The organism is Bradyrhizobium sp. SZCCHNS30572 (genome assembly GCF_032484415.1).
Classification (GTDB): domain Bacteria; phylum Pseudomonadota; class Alphaproteobacteria; order Rhizobiales; family Xanthobacteraceae; genus Bradyrhizobium.
In genome coordinates this window covers 126,461-142,187 of record NZ_JAUESY010000001.1, presented here as the reverse complement: position 1 = coordinate 142,187, position 15,727 = coordinate 126,461, and the positions used below count along the sequence as shown (strand labels likewise).

Below are 15,727 nucleotides of genomic sequence, written 5' to 3'. Positions count from 1 at the left end.
GAGTGGAACATGATGCTTGATCGCCGCCGGCTCCTGACCAGCGCCTTGACGCTGGGAGCCATGCACGCCTTCCCGGGCTTGAGCCTCGCGCAGGCGCGGCCGCTGGTGTTCGCGACCTTCACCGGCAGCTGGGAAGAAGCACATAAAGCCGTGCTCGTCCCTGCCTTCCGCAAGGCCAACGCCGATGCGGCGATCGTGCTCGATCCGATGCTGTCGGTCGACCAGATCGCCAAGGTCAACGCCGCCAAGGCCAATCCGCCGATCGACGTCATGCTGCACGACCCGGGTCCGGCGCTGGTCGCGATCGGCCAGGATCTCGTCGAGCCCTACCCAGCCGACAAGAGCACCTATTTCAAGGACCTGATTCCGGAAGCGCAGGACGCGATGGGCCCGGCGCCGTTCTTCCAGGTCGTCGGCCTCACCTACAATCCAGAGACGGTGAAGACGCCGCCGACCTCGTGGGCCGATCTGTGGAAGCCCGAGTTCAAGGGCAAGGTCGGCATCACCAATCTGAACTCCACGCTCGGCACCGGCTGGCTGGTCGAGATCGCGCGCATGCGCGGCGGCTCGGAAGCCAATGTCGACGAAGGCTTCAAGGCGCTGGAGGAGCTGAAGCCGAACCTCGCCGCCGTCGCCGCCAATCCCGGCGCGCTGGCGACCCTGTTCCAGCAGGGCCAGATCGACATCTCGCCCGGCAACTTCAACGCCATCCAGATCCTGAAAGCGCGCGGCGTGCCCGTCGAGTTCGTGGCGCCCAAGGAAGGCGCGATCGCCTTCAAGACCACGATCCACATCGTCAAGAACTCACCGAACAAGGAGCTTGCCTTCAAGCTGATCGAGGCGGCGCTGTCACCGGAGGTGCAGACCACGCTGATGAACTCACCGTATCTGATCGTGCCGACCAACACCAAGGTCGCGATGTCCGGCGAGATCGCAAAGGTGCTGGCCAAGGACACCGCGGAGCTGAAGAAGAAGTTCGTGTTCCAGGATTGGAAGAAGATCAACGAGCAGCGCGCGTCCTGGATCGAGAAGTTCAACCGCGACATCAAGATCTGACGCGATGAAGAGCGCCACGACCGCACCTGGAGACGTGACCAGCTTCAGCCTAGGGCTTGCTCTGCCCTTGGGCCTGGTGTTCGCGATCTTCTTCGTGCTGCCGCTGGCGCAACTTCTTTTTCTCTCGCTGCACAACGACACCGCGGCGACGGTGTGGGGGCTCGGCCAGTACGTCAAATTCCTGACCGACCCCTTCAGCCTCGCCGTGCTCGGCTCGACGCTTCTGCTCGGCGCCGAGGTGACGCTCGCCTGTCTCGTGCTCGGCTATCCCATCGCCTGGCTGTACCAGCGCTCCGGCAGCCGGGTGCAGACCCTGATCATCATGATCGTGCTGCTGCCGCTGCTCACCAGCGTCGTCGTCCGCACCTTCGCCTGGATCGTGATCCTGGGCCGGCAGGGCATCATCAACTCCGTGCTGCAATCGCTCGGGCTGATCGGCACGCCGCTGCGCATGATCTACACGCAAGGCGGACTGGTCGCGGCGCTCGCGCAGGTACAGATGCCGCTGATGGTGCTTCCCCTGATCACCGCGATCGGCCGCATCGATCCCAATCTCTCCGACGCCTCGGCCTCGCTGGGCGCCGGAAGCTGGCGCACCTTCGTCAAGGTGATGCTGCCGCTGTCGATGCCAGGCATCATCGCGGGCTGCACCCTGACCTATGCGGCTGCGATCACCGCTTTCATCACGCAGTCGCTGGTCGGCGGCGGTCAGATGCTGTTCATGCCGATGTATCTGTATCAGCAGGCCTCGACCTTGCAGAACTGGCCGTTCGCGGCGGCGATCTCGATCATCTTCCTGTTCGCAGTGCTCGCCATCGTCGCGCTGTTCTCGACACTCGGGCGGCGTGCGCGCGGCTATGGAGACGCCAGATGAGCCAGCGCCAGCGCAACTGGGAAGCGCTGAGCTTCCAGATCGTGATGACGGTGGTTGCCGTGCTGGCGCTGATCCTGATCGTGTCGCCGTCGCTGGTCGTGGTGATCGTCTCCTTCACGTCCGGCTTCTCGCTGAAATTCCCGCCGCCGGGCTATTCGACCCGCTGGTACGTCGAATTGTGGAACGCCTGGCAGCTGCAGTTCGCCGCACGCAACAGCGTCGTCGTCGCGCTATGGTCGACGGGTCTGTCGATCATGCTCGGCGTCGCCGCGGCGCTGGCGATCTCGCGCTCGAAGACGCTCACGGCGAAGCTCCTGGACTCGTTGTTCATGTCGCCGCTGGTACTGCCGGCACTCGCCTTCGGCTTGGCGGCGCTGATGTTCTTCTCGCTGATCGGCCTACCGGTGTCGCTGCTGACCCTGGTGATCGGCCACACCATCGTCTGCGTGCCCTATGTCGTCCGCAACACCGTCGCGGCACTGGCCCAGCTCGAGCCGACCCTGCTGGAAAGCTCGGCGATCCTCGGCGCCTCCAGGCTCTACACGTTCCGCCGCATCGTCTTGCCGCTGATCCGCCCCGGCATCATCTCCGGTGCCTTCATCGCCTTCATGTCATCGTTCGACAACGTGCCGGTGTCGCTGTTCCTGCGCGACGCCGCCACCGACATGCTCCCGATCCGCATGTGGCAGGACCTCGAAGGCAAGCTCGACGTCACCATCGCCGCGCTGTCGAGCGTGCTGATCATTGCCACGATCGCGCTGATGACGATCATGGAGCGCACCACCGGACTGTCGAAGCGGCTGACGGGTTGAGGCTGAGTGCCCGTTCCTGAAATTGGGAGTTCGTGCCCGTCCAACTCCAAGCCGTCATGGCCGGGCTTGTCCCGGCCATCCACGTCGGCCGGCGATCGTGGATGGACGTGGATGCCCGGGACACGGGCATGACGAGTATTTCCTTGGCAGGCAGGATCGTCCAACCATCAGCGTACGACGGCGCGAGCTGTACCTCAGGCCCCACGGAAGATCGAATAGCCCCAGGGAGTGAATTTGAGCGGCAGATGAAAGTGCTCCTCGACCTTGTCGATCGCGAAGCGAAACGGCACTGTGGTGAGGAATTTCGTCTGAGCGCCAGTCCCGAAGAACTCGCCGACATGAAACAGCACCTCATACTCGCCGGCGGTCACGCCGTGGCCCTCGACGACCGGCGCCTGCAGAGTGCCATCGGCGCCGAGCTGTCCCTCCGCGAGCAGCGTGCGATCGGGCGTCACGCGCCAGATCGCGACGCGCAGGCCACGCGCGGGGCGCCCGTTCGCCACATCAACCGCATGAACCGAGATTCCACCGGCCATTTCGTGCTCCGCCATCAGGTTGTCGCGGCATGATAGCCGCGAAGCAAGCATCAACGCCAGCGCCGCCGCTGTGGCCTGCAGTCGCTGCGATGACCGCGCTGCAGGCCCTGGTGTCGCTGGCGCTGTTCGCGCCGGGCGTCGTGGCGCCGCGCGCTGGACTGAGCATCGAGCAACTGTCGCTGTTCTCCACCACAGCCTTCACCATCAGCCTCGTCTCCTCGTTCTGGGGCGGCACGCTGGTCCAGCGCGTCGGCTCGCTGCGCGTGGCGGCCCTGTGCGCGGTCGCCGTCTGCGCTGGCATGTCGCTGGCGCTGTTGGAGAGCGGATGGGCGCTGCTCGGGGCCGGGCTGATGCTCGGCCTTGCGGTCGGACCGGAGACACCGGCAAGCTCGGCGCTTCTCGGACGGCTCGTGCCGGCCGAGAAGCGCGCGATGGTGTTTTCGATCCGGCAGACCGGCAACCAGATCGGCGCCGTCGTCGGCTCGCTGCTGCTGCCGCCGATCGCCGTGCTGCTGGCGCCGAGCTCCGCCTATGCCGCCGTGATCGTCTGCGCCGCCATCGCCGTCGCCGGCTTCGAGCGTCTCAGACCGGCCTATGCCATGACGCCGCCAACCATGCCGCGGCTCGGCCTGTTCGATCGATTGCGACTGATCAGCGCCGACCGCCGCATGGCCGCGCTCGCCGTCGCCTCGATTCCGTTCAGTGGCATGCAGGTCATCCTCAATACCTGCTTCGTCAGCTTCGGCACGTCAGAGCTCGCGCTGAGCCATGTCGAGGCCGGCTGGGTGCTGGCGTCGGCGCAAGGCGCCGGCCTGATGGGACGGCTGGGCTGGGGCGTGGTCGCGACGCGCCTGCGCTCGGCGCGCGCCGTGCTGGTGATGGCGGGCGTGGGCATGGCCGTCTGCGCGATGCTGCTCGGTCTCTGCGGGCCACTGCTGAGCCGATCGATCCTGATCCTGCTCACGATCGTGTTCGGGCTGACGGCGAGCGGCTGGAACGGCGTGTTCATCGCCGAGATCGCCAATCTCGCCAAGCCCGGACGCGTCGCCGAGGCGACAGGCGCAGTGCTCACCGCCTCGTTCCTGGGCCTTGTCGCCGCACCGCTGCTCGTCGCGCTGCTGACTCCCCGCGTGGGACTCGGCGGCAGCTTCGTCGCACTCGGATTGACGGCGGCCGCAGGCACAGCCGTACTGCTGATGGAGCGATCCCATGCGCGCAAGTGACATCGCACGCGCTGTCATGGCGCGGCAAAGCACCGCCAGAGAGATGGCCGAGCAGGCGCTGGCGCGGATCGCGGCGGCCCATGACCTCAACGCCGTCGTCACCACAGATCCGGCGCGAACGAGCGCCGAGGCCGTTGCCGTCGATGCGCGCGTGGCCGCCGGCGAAGCAATGCGGCTCGCCGGCGTGCCGATCGTGGTCAAGGACAACATCTGGGTCGAGGGCTGGCGCATCACGCAGGGCTCGCGGCTGTTTGCTGATTTCATCGCGCCCGAGGATGCGATCGCGATTGCGCGGTTGCGCCGCGCTGGCGCCGTGATCGTTGGCATCGGCGCAACTTCCGAGTTCGCCTGCAAGGGCGTGACGACCTCGCGGCTGTTCGGACCGACCGTTCATCCGCAGGACCGGCAGCTCACGCCCGGCGGCTCGTCGGGCGGTCCCGCCGTTGCGGTGGCGGCTGGGCTCGTGCCGCTCGCGATCGGCACCGATGCCGGGGGCTCGAGCCGCCGGCCGCCGGCCCATGTCGGCGTGGTCGGCTTCAAGCCGTCGTTCGGCGCCATTCCCTACGGCCCGGGATTCCCCGAGCCATTCTGGCGCATCTCGGTGATTGCGCCGATCGCGGCCGATGTCGGCGATGCCAGGCTTGCGTTCGAGATCATGGCCGGCGCCGACCCGCGCGATCCTGATACGTTCGATGTGGCCGCGGCGGATCATGCAACGCCGCCGCGCGTGGCGTTCTCGCCGCGGCTCGGGCTGGACGTCGCGGTCGATGACGACATCAGCGCTGGCCTGCGGCGGGCGGTCGACCGCCTCCGCGCCGGCGGCATGCCGATCGTCGACAAGGATCCCGTCTGGCCGGCCGGCCTTGCCGAGGACGCGGTGATGCCGCTCCAGCATGCCGGGCTGGCCGCGCTCTACGGCGATGCCTTCCACAATGATCCGGCGCAATTCGATCCAGATATCGCCAAGTAGATCGAGCGCGGGCTCGGCCTGAGCGGCGCCGACGTCGCGCGTGCGCTCGAGGCAAGCGCGCAGATCGCGCGGGCCTTCGCAAGCTTCTTCACACAGGCCGACGTGCTGCTGGCGCCGACCGTGCCCTGCGTCGCCTGGCCGTTCACGCAGCTCGGCCCGTCCGAGATCGGCGGCAAGCCGGCGAGCCCGCGCGCGCATGCGGTGTTCACGCCTTACGCCAATCACGCCGGCGTGCCGGCGATCTCGATCCCCTGCGGCGCCAACGTTCACGGGCTGCCATTCGGTCTGCAACTCATCGCGGCCCGCGGCCACGACCGCCTGCTGCTCGATGTCGCTGCCGACGCCGAGCGGATCCTTGCTCAGTCCTGATCGAACTTCTTCGCCAGCCGGGCCCGGGTGATGTGGCCGATCTGGTCGATGGCGTTGGCGATCTCGCTGTCCGGGTCGTTGCCGATGCGACGCTCCATCTCGGCGATGACCGAGGGGCGGTCGGCGTGCAGCGCCAGAGCGACGATCAGCGGCATGCCGAACTTGTCGCGATAGCGGCGGTTGATGTCGGCGACGCGCTCGAACTCGGCGCGCGACAGCGAGGTGAAGCCGAGCCGACCCTGCTCGCCGATCGAGTCGTTCGTCATCTCACCCGCCAGTGCCTCGCGGCCGGCGAGCTCCGGATGGGCGCGGATCAGCTTCAGCTTCTCGTCGCGGCTCATGGCGCGGACGACGTTCATGAGCGTCGTATGCAGCGCATCCGCGGCGTCGTCGAATGCGGACAGGCCGGCGCGATAGGCGCGGTCGGCAATCTCCGGGGAGTGCTCGAAGATGTCGCCATAGCGCTCCACGAACAGCACGCGCGACATCTGCGAGGGCCGCCACGCGCCGGCCGGCGGATGCGTCCGGATCCAGTGCCGCGCGATGTCGAGCCGGGTCGCGACCCAGACCTTGTCATGACCCGTGATGTAGTCGAGGAAGCGCGCCAGCGCGGCCGCGCGCCCGGGGCGGCCGACCAGCCGGCAGTGCAACCCGACCGACATCATGCGCGGGTTCTCCGCGCCCTCCGCGTAGAGCGTATCAAAACTGTCCTTCAGATAGGCGAAGAACTGGTCGCCGGAATTGAAGCCCTGCGGGGTGGCGAAGCGCATGTCGTTGGCATCGAGCGTATAGGGCACGATCAGTTGCGGGCCGTGCGGCCCTGCGATCCAGTACGGCAATTCGTCCGCATAAGAATCGGCGCTGTAGACGAAGCCCTGCTCGTTCAACACGATGTCGAGCGTGCGCTCCGACGTGCGGCCCTGGTAGAAGCCGAGCGGCCGCTCGCCCGTCAGCTCGGTATGGAGCCGGATAGCCTCCTCGATATCGGCGCGCTCGTCGACCTCGGGGACATCGCGGTAGTCGATCCATTTCAGGCCGTGGGAGGCGATCTCCCAGCCGGCTTCCTTCATCGCAGCAACAGCATCCGGATTGCGCGCCATCGCGCTCGCGATGGCGAACACCGTCACCGGCAGCTTGCGCGCGGTGAACATCCGCCACAGCCGCCAGAAGCCGGCGCGCGAGCCGAACTCGTAGATCGATTCCATGTTCATGTGGCGCTGGCCCGGCCACGGCTGGGCGCCCACGATCTCGGAGAGGAAGGCTTCGGAGGCAGCGTCACCGTGCAGGATGTTGTTCTCGCCGCCCTCCTCGTAGTTGATCACGAACTGCACCGCGATGCGGGCATCGCCGGGCCAGCGCGGATGCGGCGGCGTGCGGCCGTAGCCGACCATGTCGCGCGGATAGACGTCAGCACTCATCCGGATCAGCTCCCGCGATAGGTCTGGTAGCTCCAGGGCGTCGCGAGCAGCGGCACATGATAGTGCGCGCCGGCGTCGGCGACGGAAAAGCGGAGCGGGATCAAGTCCAGAAACAGCGGGTCTTCAGAGGCGAGGCCATGGGCCTTGAAATAAGCTCCCATATGGAAGGTCAGCATGTAGGTGCCGGTGGTGAAGTCATCGGCCGCCAGCACCGGCTGGTCGGTGCGCCCGTCGGCATTGCTCCGGACCTGCTTGACGCGGCGCCAGGAGCCGTCCGGCTCGAGGACATCGAGATCGATCGCGACGCCGGCCGCGGGCTTGCCCCTGACCGTATCCAGAATATGCGTGCTCAGCCGCCCCATGCATCGTTCCCTCTGCTGCCGGTTCGGAACACTATCAGCGCCAGGTTAAAGGTTCGAGGCGATTTGCAGTTCAGTCTCAGCCTACGGGCTGGTCACGTCGCGCTCCTTGCCGAAGCGCTCGACCAGGAAGTCGATGAACAGCCGCACCTTCACCGAGAGGTGCCGCGTCGGCGGATAGATCGCATACAGCGCGAGCGGCGGCGCGGCGTAATCGGCGAGGATCGCGGTCAGCGCGCCGCTCTCGAGCGCGTCCGCCGCAATGAAGCGCGGGATCAGCGCAATGCCCTGTCCCCTGATGGCGACGTCGCGCAGCACCTCGGCATTGTTGACGCACAACGACCACGCCGGCTGGACCCAGTGGTCGCCGTCGCGGCCGGTGAGCTTCCACTGATTGCCGGTCAGCAGGAAACCGTAGGTGAGAGAGGTGTGACGACGCAGCTCCTCCGGGCTGCCAGGCGTGCCGTGCCGCGCGAGATAGGCCGGCGCGGCGCAGATCACGCGCTCCACCGGCATGATCCGCCGCGCCACCAGGCTCGACGATTCCAGCTCGGCGATCCGCAAGGTCACATCGAAACCGTCCTGGACCGGATCGAGCAGGTCGTCGCTCAGCACGATCTGCAACTGCAGCTCGGGATAGCGGGCCATGAAATCGGCGACGACGGGACCGAGCCGCATGGTGCCGAACGACATCGGCGCGTTGACGCGCAAGAGCCCGCGCGGCGCGGCCTGCGACTGGCTGACGGCCTGATCGGCGGCGTCGAGCTCGGCGAGAATCGAGACTGCGCGCTCGAAATAGAGCTGTCCGGTCTCGGTCGGGCTGGCATGGCGGGTGGTACGGACGATCAGCTGGACGCCGAGGCTCGCCTCCAGCTCGCCGATATATTTCGAGATCGCCGAGCGCGACAGCCGCAACTGCCGGCCGGCCTCGGCGAAGCTGCCGCTCTCGACCACCTTCACGAAGGCCCGCAGGCTGCTCAGCTTGTCCATAGGCCCGCCATTGTCGCCAAATCGTAGACAGAGACGTCACAAGAGCACGGATTGTCTCCAAATCAAAGCCGGCCAATATTGCGCTCAGGAATTCAACGGCCGTTTCGGCCGCCCATCGACAGGAGACCCACATGCCCGGACTGCACCACGTGACAGCGATTGCCGGCGATCCGATCCGCAATTTCGGCTTCTACACCCGCGACCTCGGGCTGCGCTTCGTCAAGAAGACGGTCAATTTCGACGATCCCGGCACCTATCATTTCTACTACGGCGATGAGACCGGCCGCCCCGGCACCATCCTGACCTTCTTCCCCTGGGCCGGCGTGCGGCCGGGCCGCCGCGGCGTCGGCGAGACCCACCAGACCGCGTTCCGGGTGCCGCAGCGCTCCCTTGGCTACTGGACGCAGCGCCTGACCGAGAAGGGCATCGCCTATGAGGCGCTGGAGAAGCGCTTCGGTGAATCCGTGCTGCCGTTCGCCGATCCGGACGGCATGGCGCTCGCGCTGGTCGGCGTCCCCGGCGCGGAGAATGAGCCCGGCTACAGCAATGGCGACATTCCGGCCGAGCACGCGATCCGCGGCTTCCACGGCGTGACCCTGCTGCTCGACTCCGCCGAGAAGACCGCCGCCGTCCTCACCGATGTGTTCGGCTTTGCAGAGCAAGGCCGCGAAGGCTCGGTCATCCGCTTCAAGGCGCCGGGCGACGCGCAGGGCAGCGTGGTCGACATCTACGAGGCCAAGGGCTTCCTGCGCGGCGCGCAGGGCGCCGGGTCGGTGCATCACATCGCCTTCCGCGCCGCCGATGACGCCGCACAGGGCGTGATGGCGCAGCGGCTGGTCGATCGCCACGGCCTGCATCCGACCGAGCAGAAGGACCGCAACTACTTCCGCTCGATCTACTTCCGTGAGCCTGGCGGGGTGCTGTTCGAGATCGCGACCGATATCCCGGGCTTCGCGGTCGACGAGCCGGTCGCCGAGCTCGGACGAAACCTGAAGCTGCCCGCCTTCCTCGAATCGCACCGCAAGCAGATCGAAGGCGTGCTGCCCAACCTCGAAGAGGCCGCATCATGACCGTGGCATTGTCCTTCACCCACCGCTTCCAGCCGGGACGCACACCGGGAGCAGCCCCACTGCTGCTCCTGCACGGCACCGGCGGCGACGAGAACGATCTGCTGCCGCTCGGCGCCACGCTGTCGCCCGGCGCCGCCCTGCTGTCGCCGCGCGGCCAGGTGCTCGAGCATGGCATGCCGCGCTTCTTCCGCCGGCTTGCCGAGGGCGTGTTCGACGAGGACGACGTCCGCCGACGCGCGCTGGAGCTCGGCGCCTTCATCGGCGAGGCGCGTCAGCACTACGGGATCGGAGCGCCGGTCGCGGTCGGCTATTCCAACGGCGCCAACATCGCCGCCGCGCTGCTGCTGCTGCAGCCGGAAGCGCTGACCGGTGCAGTGCTGTTCCGCGCCATGGTGCCGCTGGCGCATCCTCCGGCCGCCACGCTCGCGCGCCGGCCGGTGCTGATGCTGTCGGGGCTCGCCGATCCGATCGTGCCCGCCAGCAATTCGGCGAAGCTGTGCACGCAGCTCACCGAGGCCGGCGCCGACGTGACCCACACGACGCTTCCGGCGGGGCACCAATTGTCGCAGGCGGATGTGACGCTGGCGCGCGACTGGCTCGCCGGACTGCCGCAGGCGATCGCCGCCTGAAGACGCTTGCGGCTGTCGCGGCTCCTGGCCAAGAATGTGGTCTCATCGGCACCAGCATCGGACCGCCCCTCCGGCGGCTCCGATGCTGGCGGATGGATGGGAAGGATCGTGCATGGCCGTCGACAAGCTGTTCATCAATGCGCGGCTCGACCGCGGCGCGCGCCATGCGATCACGGTCGACGGCGGCCGCATCAGCGGTGTTCTCGCTGAGACCGAGCGCCCCGAGGCGCGCGAGGTGATCGATCTCGGCGGCGCGCTGGTCGTGCCCGGCTTCGTCGAGGGCCACATCCATCTCGACACCAGCTTCTACGGCGATGCCTGGAAGCCGCACAAGCCGTGCACCAACGGCTTCGACGTGCATGAGCGCGTCACGTTCCAGGCGCAGAACATGGCCGCGGCGGCACCGATGGACGTGCGCGCCCGCAACCAGCTCGATCTCTGCATCGGCCACGGCACCACGCGGATGCGCAGCCATGTGATGGTCGACGGCTCCGTCGGCCTCACATCGCTGGAAACGATCCTGCGCGTCCGCGACGAGTATCGCGAGCTGATCGAGATCCAGCTCGTCGCCTTTCCGCAGAGCGGCATCCTCAAGAGCCCGGGCACGCCCGAGCTGCTCGACGAGGCCATCAGGCTCGGCGCCAACCTCGTCGGCGGGCTCGATCCCGCGAGCTTCGACCGCGACGTCGAAAGGCATCTCGACGTCGTGTTCGGCACAGCCCACAAGCACGGCGTCGATGTCGATATCCATCTGCACGATCCGGGCATGCTCGGCCTGTTCGAGCTGGAGCAGATCGCGGCGCGCACGCGCGCCCTCGGCATGCAAGGCCGCGTCGCGGTCAGCCACGCCTACGCGCTCGGCGACCTGCCTGCTGACCCGCTGAAGAAGATTGCCGACGTCCTGGCGGCGTCTGGCGTCGCCATCATGACCAACGCTCCGGGCGCGCGGCCCTTCCCGCCGGTGGCGGTGCTGCGCGCGGCGGGGGTCACCGTGTTCAGCGGCAACGACAACATCCGCGATTCCTGGTGGCCCTATGGCGACGGCGATCTGTTGAACCGCGCCATGATGGTCGGCTATCGCTCCGGCTTCTATGTCGATGACGAGTTGCGGATGGCCTTTGACCTCGTCACCGAAGCCGGCGCCAAGGCCTTGAGGCTTGCGGACTACGGCCTGCGCGTCGGCGCGCGGGCCGACTTCGTCACCCTCGATGCCGAGCACGTGCCGGAGGCCGTCGTCGCCGTGCCAAAGGGCCGCTCAGTCTACAAGGACGGCCGCCTCATCGCGCGCGACGGCCGTGTGATCAGGCAGCCGACCTAGGCCCGCGTCATTGTGCCGGCTCGACCGGTGCTTGTGAGCGCGGCGGCTCGGCGCGCGACACCGTCGCGGCCTCGATCCAGCGCGTCACGGCCGACAACTGTCCGCCGGACTCGCGATAGGCCTGCAGCTGATAGTCGGCCGAGCTGCCGAACTGCATGATGATGCGGCAGTGCTCGACCTCGGCGAGACATCCCAGAGCCTCCGCATGCGGTGCGACATCCGCGATCATGCGGTTGAGGATCTCCTGGCCCGTCACGGGACCGTCCTCGGTCACGAACAGACAGTCGGTGCCATAGCGCTGCGCCCGCCACTTGTTCTCGACCGCGATCGCGCGCTCGACATTGCCGACGCTCTCCGCAAGATCGGGATTGAGATAGAGGTAGCGTGCCAAAGCACGATAGAGCGAGGCAATCGCCACGGCGTCATCCACCGACGTGCAGACGTCGGGCGCACGCAACTCCAAGGTCGGATGCCGCAGCGACGGCCGCATCGCCCACCAGACATGACTCTCGTCCGGCATCACGCCGGACTTCGTCAGCGCCGCGACATAGCGATCATATTGCTGCTTCGAGGTGAAAAGCTCGGGCAGGCCGCTGCGCGGCAGCTCGTCATAGGCGGCGAGCCGATAGCCCTTCAGGCCGGTCTCGCGGGAATTCCAGAACGGCGAGGACGCAGACAGCGCGACGAACACCGGGATGTGAGGGAGCATCGCCCGCATCACCGCGAAGCGCAGGTCCGGGTCCGGCAACTGGACATGCACGTGCATGCCGCACAGCATGTTGCGCTGGCCGACGATGCGGAGGTCCTCCATCATCTCCGCGTAGCGCGGCTTGGGGCTCGGCTGTGAGCTGCGCCACGTCGCGGTCGGATGCGTGGAGCAGGCCAGGATGGTCAGGCCATACTGACTCGCCACGCTGGCAACCTCACGCCGCAGGAATTTCAGCTCCTCGCGCGCATCGCCGACATCGACATGCACGTTGGTGGCGACCTCGAGCTGCGCCTGCAGCATCTCGCGCATGGCCTGCCCGCCGGTCGACCAGTTGGCGGCCTCGAACAGATCGTCCGGCGTGCGGATCGCGACATCGCGCGTCTGCGCATCGACGAGAAAGTACTCCTCCTCGATGCCGAACGAATATTCCGTGACTTCCTCGCTGCCGGTGGCCGAGCGGATCACCAGACGACGCTCGTCATCGCTCAGGCCGAGCCGCAGCTTCTCCAAGATGCGTGGATCCAATCCCATGTGATCAATCCTGTCAGACGTCAAATGCCGTGAGTCTGAAGCCATGCCTCGAGCAGGGCCGCCTGCCACAGCCGCGAATGTCCCTTGGGGCTCATCTCGGTTTCGGGGTTTTGCAACATGTGGTCGATAAGGTCGCGCTGGTAGAGACCGCGTGCGCGCGCCTTCTCGTCGTTGAGCACGTCGCGGACATAGTCGAGAAACGGGCCGCGCAGATAGCGCAGCGACGGCACCGGAAAGTATCCCTTGGGACGGTCGATCACCTCCGCCGGCACGCAGCGGCGGGCCGCCTCCTTGAGAATGTGCTTGCCGCCGTTCTTCACCTTCAGCTCGGCGGGCATGCGCGCGGCGAGCTCCACCACGTCGTGATCGAGGAACGGCACGCGGGCCTCCAGCCCGAACGCCATCGTCATGTTGTCGACCCGCTTCACCGGGTCGTCGACCAGCATGATCTCGGTGTCGATCTGCAGCACCTTGTCCACCGCCGAGGCGCCAGCGTGAGCTGCGAAGAAGCGCTCCACGAATGCCAGGCTCTCGTCGTCTTCGCCGAGCAACTCCGGCGCCAGCAGCCGCTGCAGATCCGAATGCGTCCAGTCGAAATAGGCATTTTGATATTGCTGAACGGGATCGTTGGCCGAGAGAAAGCCCGGATACCAGCTGTACCCGCCGAACACCTCGTCCGCACCCTGCCCACTCTGCACCACCTTGACACGCTTGGCGACCTCGGACGACAGGAGATAGAATGCGACCGCGTCGTGGCTGACCATCGGCTCGGACATGGCTGCGATGGCGTGGGGCAAGGCGTCGAGCGCGCGGTTGCCGCCTATCCTGATCTGCTCGTGGTTGGTGCCGAACGTCCGTGCAATGATGTCGGAGTAGTGGAATTCGTCGCCGGCGTGCTTGCCCACAGCGTCAAAGCCGATCGAGAAGGTGCGGATGTCCTCGTGTCCCAGCTTGGACAGCAGCGCGACCAGCAGCGACGAATCCAGCCCGCCCGACAACAGCACACCGACGGGCACGTCGGCGACGCGGCGACGGTCCACCGCCGATGTCATCGCGTCCAGCAATGCATCCGACCATTCTTCCTGACTCATGGCACGATCGGTGGAGCGCGACGCGCCGACGCTGAACTGCCAGTACCTTTCGCGGCGCTGCGTTCCATCGGGCTCGATCGTCAGCAACGTCGCCGGCTCGAGCTTCTTCACGCCATTGAGGATCGTACGCGGCGCCGGAACGGCGGCGTGAAAACTGAAGAAATGATGCAGCGCCGTTCGGTCGATCGAGGTGTCGACATCACCACCGGCGAGCAGCGCCGGCAGGGACGAGGCAAAGCGGAGGAAGCCCGGCCCCTCGGTGTAGTACAGCGGCTTGATGCCGAGACGGTCGCGCGCGATCACGACGCGTCCGCTGTCGCGCTCCCACAGCGCGAAGGCGAACATGCCCTTGAAGCGCTGAACGCAGGTCTTGCCCCAGGCATGATAGGCCTTGAGGATCACCTCGGTATCGCCGTCGGAGAAGAAGCGATAGCCCTTCGCCTGCAGCTCGGCGCGCAGCTCGCGGAAATTATAGATGCACCCATTGAACACGATGCCGAGGCCGAGCGCGGCATCGATCATCGGCTGCTGCGCGGCGGCTGATAGATCGAGAATGCTGAGACGACGGTGGCCCAGCGCGATTCCGCCCTGCACGTAGAGGCCAGCGGCGTCGGGACCGCGCGCCTGCATCGCATCGTTGACGCGGCCGAGCGCCGCGAGCGCGGGCTGTCCGGAAATCCTGACTTCACCACAAATGCCGCACATCGCGGATCATCCAGTTCCTGTTGTTCTTAGGTGCCGCCGACAACCCTCTGTCTTCGTTTGTGTTCCGCGGCGAAACCGGCAGAGTCTGCGTCAAATAGCGGAACGATTTCAGCGCGTCTGGACGCGCGCGCGACCAGCACGTGATCGGGCGGAACCTCGATCCAGTCCGGCTCCTTGTCAAAAGGCTCGGAGACGGCGATCACCTGATCCCCATCTTCCCGGTAGTAAAGCGAGTTGGCGCGATCATTCGCAGCGAAGCGAAATGCGTAGAGATCGTGGCCGTTCGACAGGGCGGACGTGAAGCGCAGGTGCTCACGCAGACCGTCCTCGTTGACCAACTGGCGGAGCGCGCGCAGCACGTTCGATGTCGCACCGATCGGGTCCTGATCGATGCCGGCGCCGACGATGGCGAGGAACACGGCTTCCGAATCGGTGGTGCCGAGCCGCGACGGATACAGCGCGTCCGGGATCATTGCCTCGACCTTGCGGCGAAGCCTGTTCCAGCTACCGACGAAGCCGTTGTGCATGAATAGCCAGCGGCCGCAGGCAAACGGATGGCAGTTCTGACGGGTCACGGCCGTGCCGGTCGCGGCGCGCACATGCGCGAAGAACAGATGTGAACGCAGGTGTCGGCAGAGATAGCGGAGGTTCTCATCGGACCACGCCGGGCGCGTCTCGCGATACAGGCCGGGCTCAGGATGATCCCCATACCAACCCAGACCGAAGCCATCGCCATTTGTGCCTGCGGTGGATTCCAGCGCGCGGATGCTCTGCGTCACCAGGGAATGTTCCGGCTCGGTCACATAGTGCTCGAAGGCGGTCGTCTCACCGCGGTACGCGATCCAGCGGCACATCCTGCCCCTCCGGTTCAATCAATGGGCTCGCGGCACGCCTGCGCGTGTCACGTTCTTTCGGAGCAGGCGGAAACGCGTCAAAGCACCACTGGTTCCCGCGCACTCAGTTACGCACGGGACGTCGGCCTGTGGGAGCGCAGATCAACGAGTCAGCGCGCAGAGGCAACCTTCGTCAGCTCCTGCCGTTCCCATCCGCACGTCCGAGGGTCGCCT

General features: G+C 66.7%; 14 protein-coding genes and 1 pseudogene. 8 read left to right on the top strand and 7 right to left on the bottom strand.

The window, feature by feature from the left end; translation table 11 throughout:
* Positions 1–9 precede the first annotated feature (9 nt).
* From QX048_RS00625 to QX048_RS00615, 3 genes are read left to right on the top strand one after another with little or no spacing between them, the layout of a single operon-like run.
* Positions 10–1,056: an ABC transporter substrate-binding protein gene (locus QX048_RS00625; RefSeq protein WP_006615317.1), complete on the top strand. Its 1,047-nt coding sequence runs from the start codon at positions 10–12 to the stop codon at positions 1,054–1,056.
* A gap of 4 nt (positions 1,057–1,060) precedes the next feature.
* On the top strand, positions 1,061–1,930 hold the full coding sequence (locus QX048_RS00620) for an ABC transporter permease (protein WP_315713686.1): 870 nt from the start codon (positions 1,061–1,063) through the stop codon (positions 1,928–1,930).
* Positions 1,927–2,742 carry an ABC transporter permease gene (locus QX048_RS00615; RefSeq protein WP_315713685.1) on the top strand — a complete coding sequence of 272 codons (816 nt, stop codon included), beginning with the start codon at positions 1,927–1,929 and terminating at the stop codon, positions 2,740–2,742. The genes QX048_RS00620 and QX048_RS00615 overlap by 4 nt, the downstream gene beginning before the upstream one ends.
* Positions 2,743–2,936: 194 nt before the next feature.
* Here the strand turns inward: QX048_RS00615 and uraH (QX048_RS00610) are convergent, their stop codons facing one another.
* Positions 2,937–3,278, bottom strand: coding sequence for a hydroxyisourate hydrolase (uraH, locus tag QX048_RS00610; RefSeq protein WP_316200373.1), 342 nt, complete (start codon positions 3,276–3,278; stop codon positions 2,937–2,939).
* Between the two features lie 29 nt (positions 3,279–3,307).
* Here uraH (QX048_RS00610) and QX048_RS00605 point away from each other — a divergent pair, with 29 nt between their 5' ends.
* Positions 3,308–4,501 (top strand): MFS transporter, encoded by a 1,194-nt coding sequence (locus tag QX048_RS00605; protein ID WP_316200349.1) that lies wholly within the window; start codon positions 3,308–3,310, stop codon positions 4,499–4,501.
* Positions 4,488–5,840: pseudogene (locus tag QX048_RS00600) on the top strand (amidase). Before QX048_RS00605 ends, QX048_RS00600 begins: the two are co-directional and overlap by 14 nt.
* Here the strand turns inward: QX048_RS00600 and puuE are convergent.
* The 3 genes from puuE to QX048_RS00585 form a co-directional block, all read right to left on the bottom strand.
* Positions 5,831–7,258, bottom strand: coding sequence for an allantoinase PuuE (puuE, locus tag QX048_RS00595; RefSeq protein ID WP_316200350.1), 1,428 nt, complete (start codon positions 7,256–7,258; stop codon positions 5,831–5,833). The pseudogene QX048_RS00600 and the gene puuE sit on opposite strands and share 10 nt — an antisense overlap.
* A gap of 5 nt (positions 7,259–7,263) precedes the next feature.
* On the bottom strand, positions 7,264–7,620 hold the full coding sequence (gene uraH, locus QX048_RS00590; RefSeq protein WP_315713680.1) for a hydroxyisourate hydrolase: 357 nt from the start codon (positions 7,618–7,620) through the stop codon (positions 7,264–7,266).
* Between the two features lie 81 nt (positions 7,621–7,701).
* Positions 7,702–8,607: a LysR family transcriptional regulator gene (locus tag QX048_RS00585; RefSeq protein ID WP_315713679.1), complete on the bottom strand. Its 906-nt coding sequence runs from the start codon at positions 8,605–8,607 to the stop codon at positions 7,702–7,704.
* A 131-nt stretch (positions 8,608–8,738) separates the two neighbouring features.
* On the opposite strand from QX048_RS00585, the gene QX048_RS00580 reads away from it, so the two are divergent.
* The 3 genes from QX048_RS00580 to QX048_RS00570 all read left to right on the top strand — a co-directional run bounded on the left by QX048_RS00580 (position 8,739) and on the right by QX048_RS00570 (position 11,624).
* Entirely contained in the window at positions 8,739–9,677 is a 939-nt protein-coding gene (locus tag QX048_RS00580) for a ring-cleaving dioxygenase (RefSeq protein WP_316167301.1), read from the top strand.
* Complete coding sequence (locus QX048_RS00575; RefSeq protein ID WP_316172721.1) at positions 9,674–10,306, top strand: alpha/beta hydrolase; 633 nt, start codon at positions 9,674–9,676, stop codon at positions 10,304–10,306. Before QX048_RS00580 ends, QX048_RS00575 begins: the two co-directional genes overlap by 4 nt.
* Positions 10,307–10,418: 112 nt before the next feature.
* On the top strand, positions 10,419–11,624 hold the full coding sequence (locus QX048_RS00570) for an amidohydrolase family protein (protein WP_316200351.1): 1,206 nt from the start codon (positions 10,419–10,421) through the stop codon (positions 11,622–11,624).
* Positions 11,625–11,631: 7 nt separating this feature from the next.
* Here QX048_RS00570 and QX048_RS00565 read toward each other — a convergent pair whose 3' ends face one another.
* The 3 genes from QX048_RS00565 to QX048_RS00555 are packed head-to-tail and all read right to left on the bottom strand — an operon-like array spanning position 11,632 to position 15,514.
* Positions 11,632–12,864, bottom strand: a complete 1,233-nt coding sequence (locus QX048_RS00565) for a carboxylate-amine ligase (RefSeq protein ID WP_316200352.1) — start codon at positions 12,862–12,864, stop codon at positions 11,632–11,634.
* A 20-nt stretch (positions 12,865–12,884) separates the two neighbouring features.
* Positions 12,885–14,660: an N-acetylglutaminylglutamine amidotransferase gene (locus QX048_RS00560; protein WP_316200353.1), complete on the bottom strand. Its 1,776-nt coding sequence runs from the start codon at positions 14,658–14,660 to the stop codon at positions 12,885–12,887.
* Between the two features lie 26 nt (positions 14,661–14,686).
* Positions 14,687–15,514 carry a class II glutamine amidotransferase gene (locus tag QX048_RS00555; RefSeq protein ID WP_316169580.1) on the bottom strand — a complete coding sequence of 276 codons (828 nt, stop codon included), beginning with the start codon at positions 15,512–15,514 and terminating at the stop codon, positions 14,687–14,689.
* Between the last annotated feature and the right edge of the window lie 213 nt (positions 15,515–15,727).

Bases quoted from the DNA above. Each gene is read 5' to 3' on its own strand.
- QX048_RS00620 (WP_315713686.1), top strand. From the start codon at position 1,061: ATGAAGAGCGCCACGACCGCACCTGGAGACGTGACCAGCTTCAGCCTA.
- QX048_RS00560 (WP_316200353.1), bottom strand. From the start codon at position 14,660: ATGTGCGGCATTTGTGGTGAAGTCAGGATTTCCGGACAGCCCGCGCTC.
- QX048_RS00585 (WP_315713679.1), bottom strand. From the start codon at position 8,607: ATGGACAAGCTGAGCAGCCTGCGGGCCTTCGTGAAGGTGGTCGAGAGC.
- QX048_RS00575 (WP_316172721.1), top strand. From the start codon at position 9,674: ATGACCGTGGCATTGTCCTTCACCCACCGCTTCCAGCCGGGACGCACA.
- QX048_RS00625 (WP_006615317.1), top strand. From the start codon at position 10: ATGATGCTTGATCGCCGCCGGCTCCTGACCAGCGCCTTGACGCTGGGA.
- puuE (WP_316200350.1), bottom strand. From the start codon at position 7,258: ATGAGTGCTGACGTCTATCCGCGCGACATGGTCGGCTACGGCCGCACG.
- QX048_RS00605 (WP_316200349.1), top strand. From the start codon at position 3,308: ATGATAGCCGCGAAGCAAGCATCAACGCCAGCGCCGCCGCTGTGGCCT.
- uraH (WP_315713680.1), bottom strand. From the start codon at position 7,620: ATGGGGCGGCTGAGCACGCATATTCTGGATACGGTCAGGGGCAAGCCC.
- QX048_RS00570 (WP_316200351.1), top strand. From the start codon at position 10,419: ATGGCCGTCGACAAGCTGTTCATCAATGCGCGGCTCGACCGCGGCGCG.
- QX048_RS00615 (WP_315713685.1), top strand. From the start codon at position 1,927: ATGAGCCAGCGCCAGCGCAACTGGGAAGCGCTGAGCTTCCAGATCGTG.
- QX048_RS00565 (WP_316200352.1), bottom strand. From the start codon at position 12,864: ATGGGATTGGATCCACGCATCTTGGAGAAGCTGCGGCTCGGCCTGAGC.
- uraH (WP_316200373.1), bottom strand. From the start codon at position 3,278: ATGGCCGGTGGAATCTCGGTTCATGCGGTTGATGTGGCGAACGGGCGC.
- QX048_RS00580 (WP_316167301.1), top strand. From the start codon at position 8,739: ATGCCCGGACTGCACCACGTGACAGCGATTGCCGGCGATCCGATCCGC.
- QX048_RS00555 (WP_316169580.1), bottom strand. From the start codon at position 15,514: ATGTGCCGCTGGATCGCGTACCGCGGTGAGACGACCGCCTTCGAGCAC.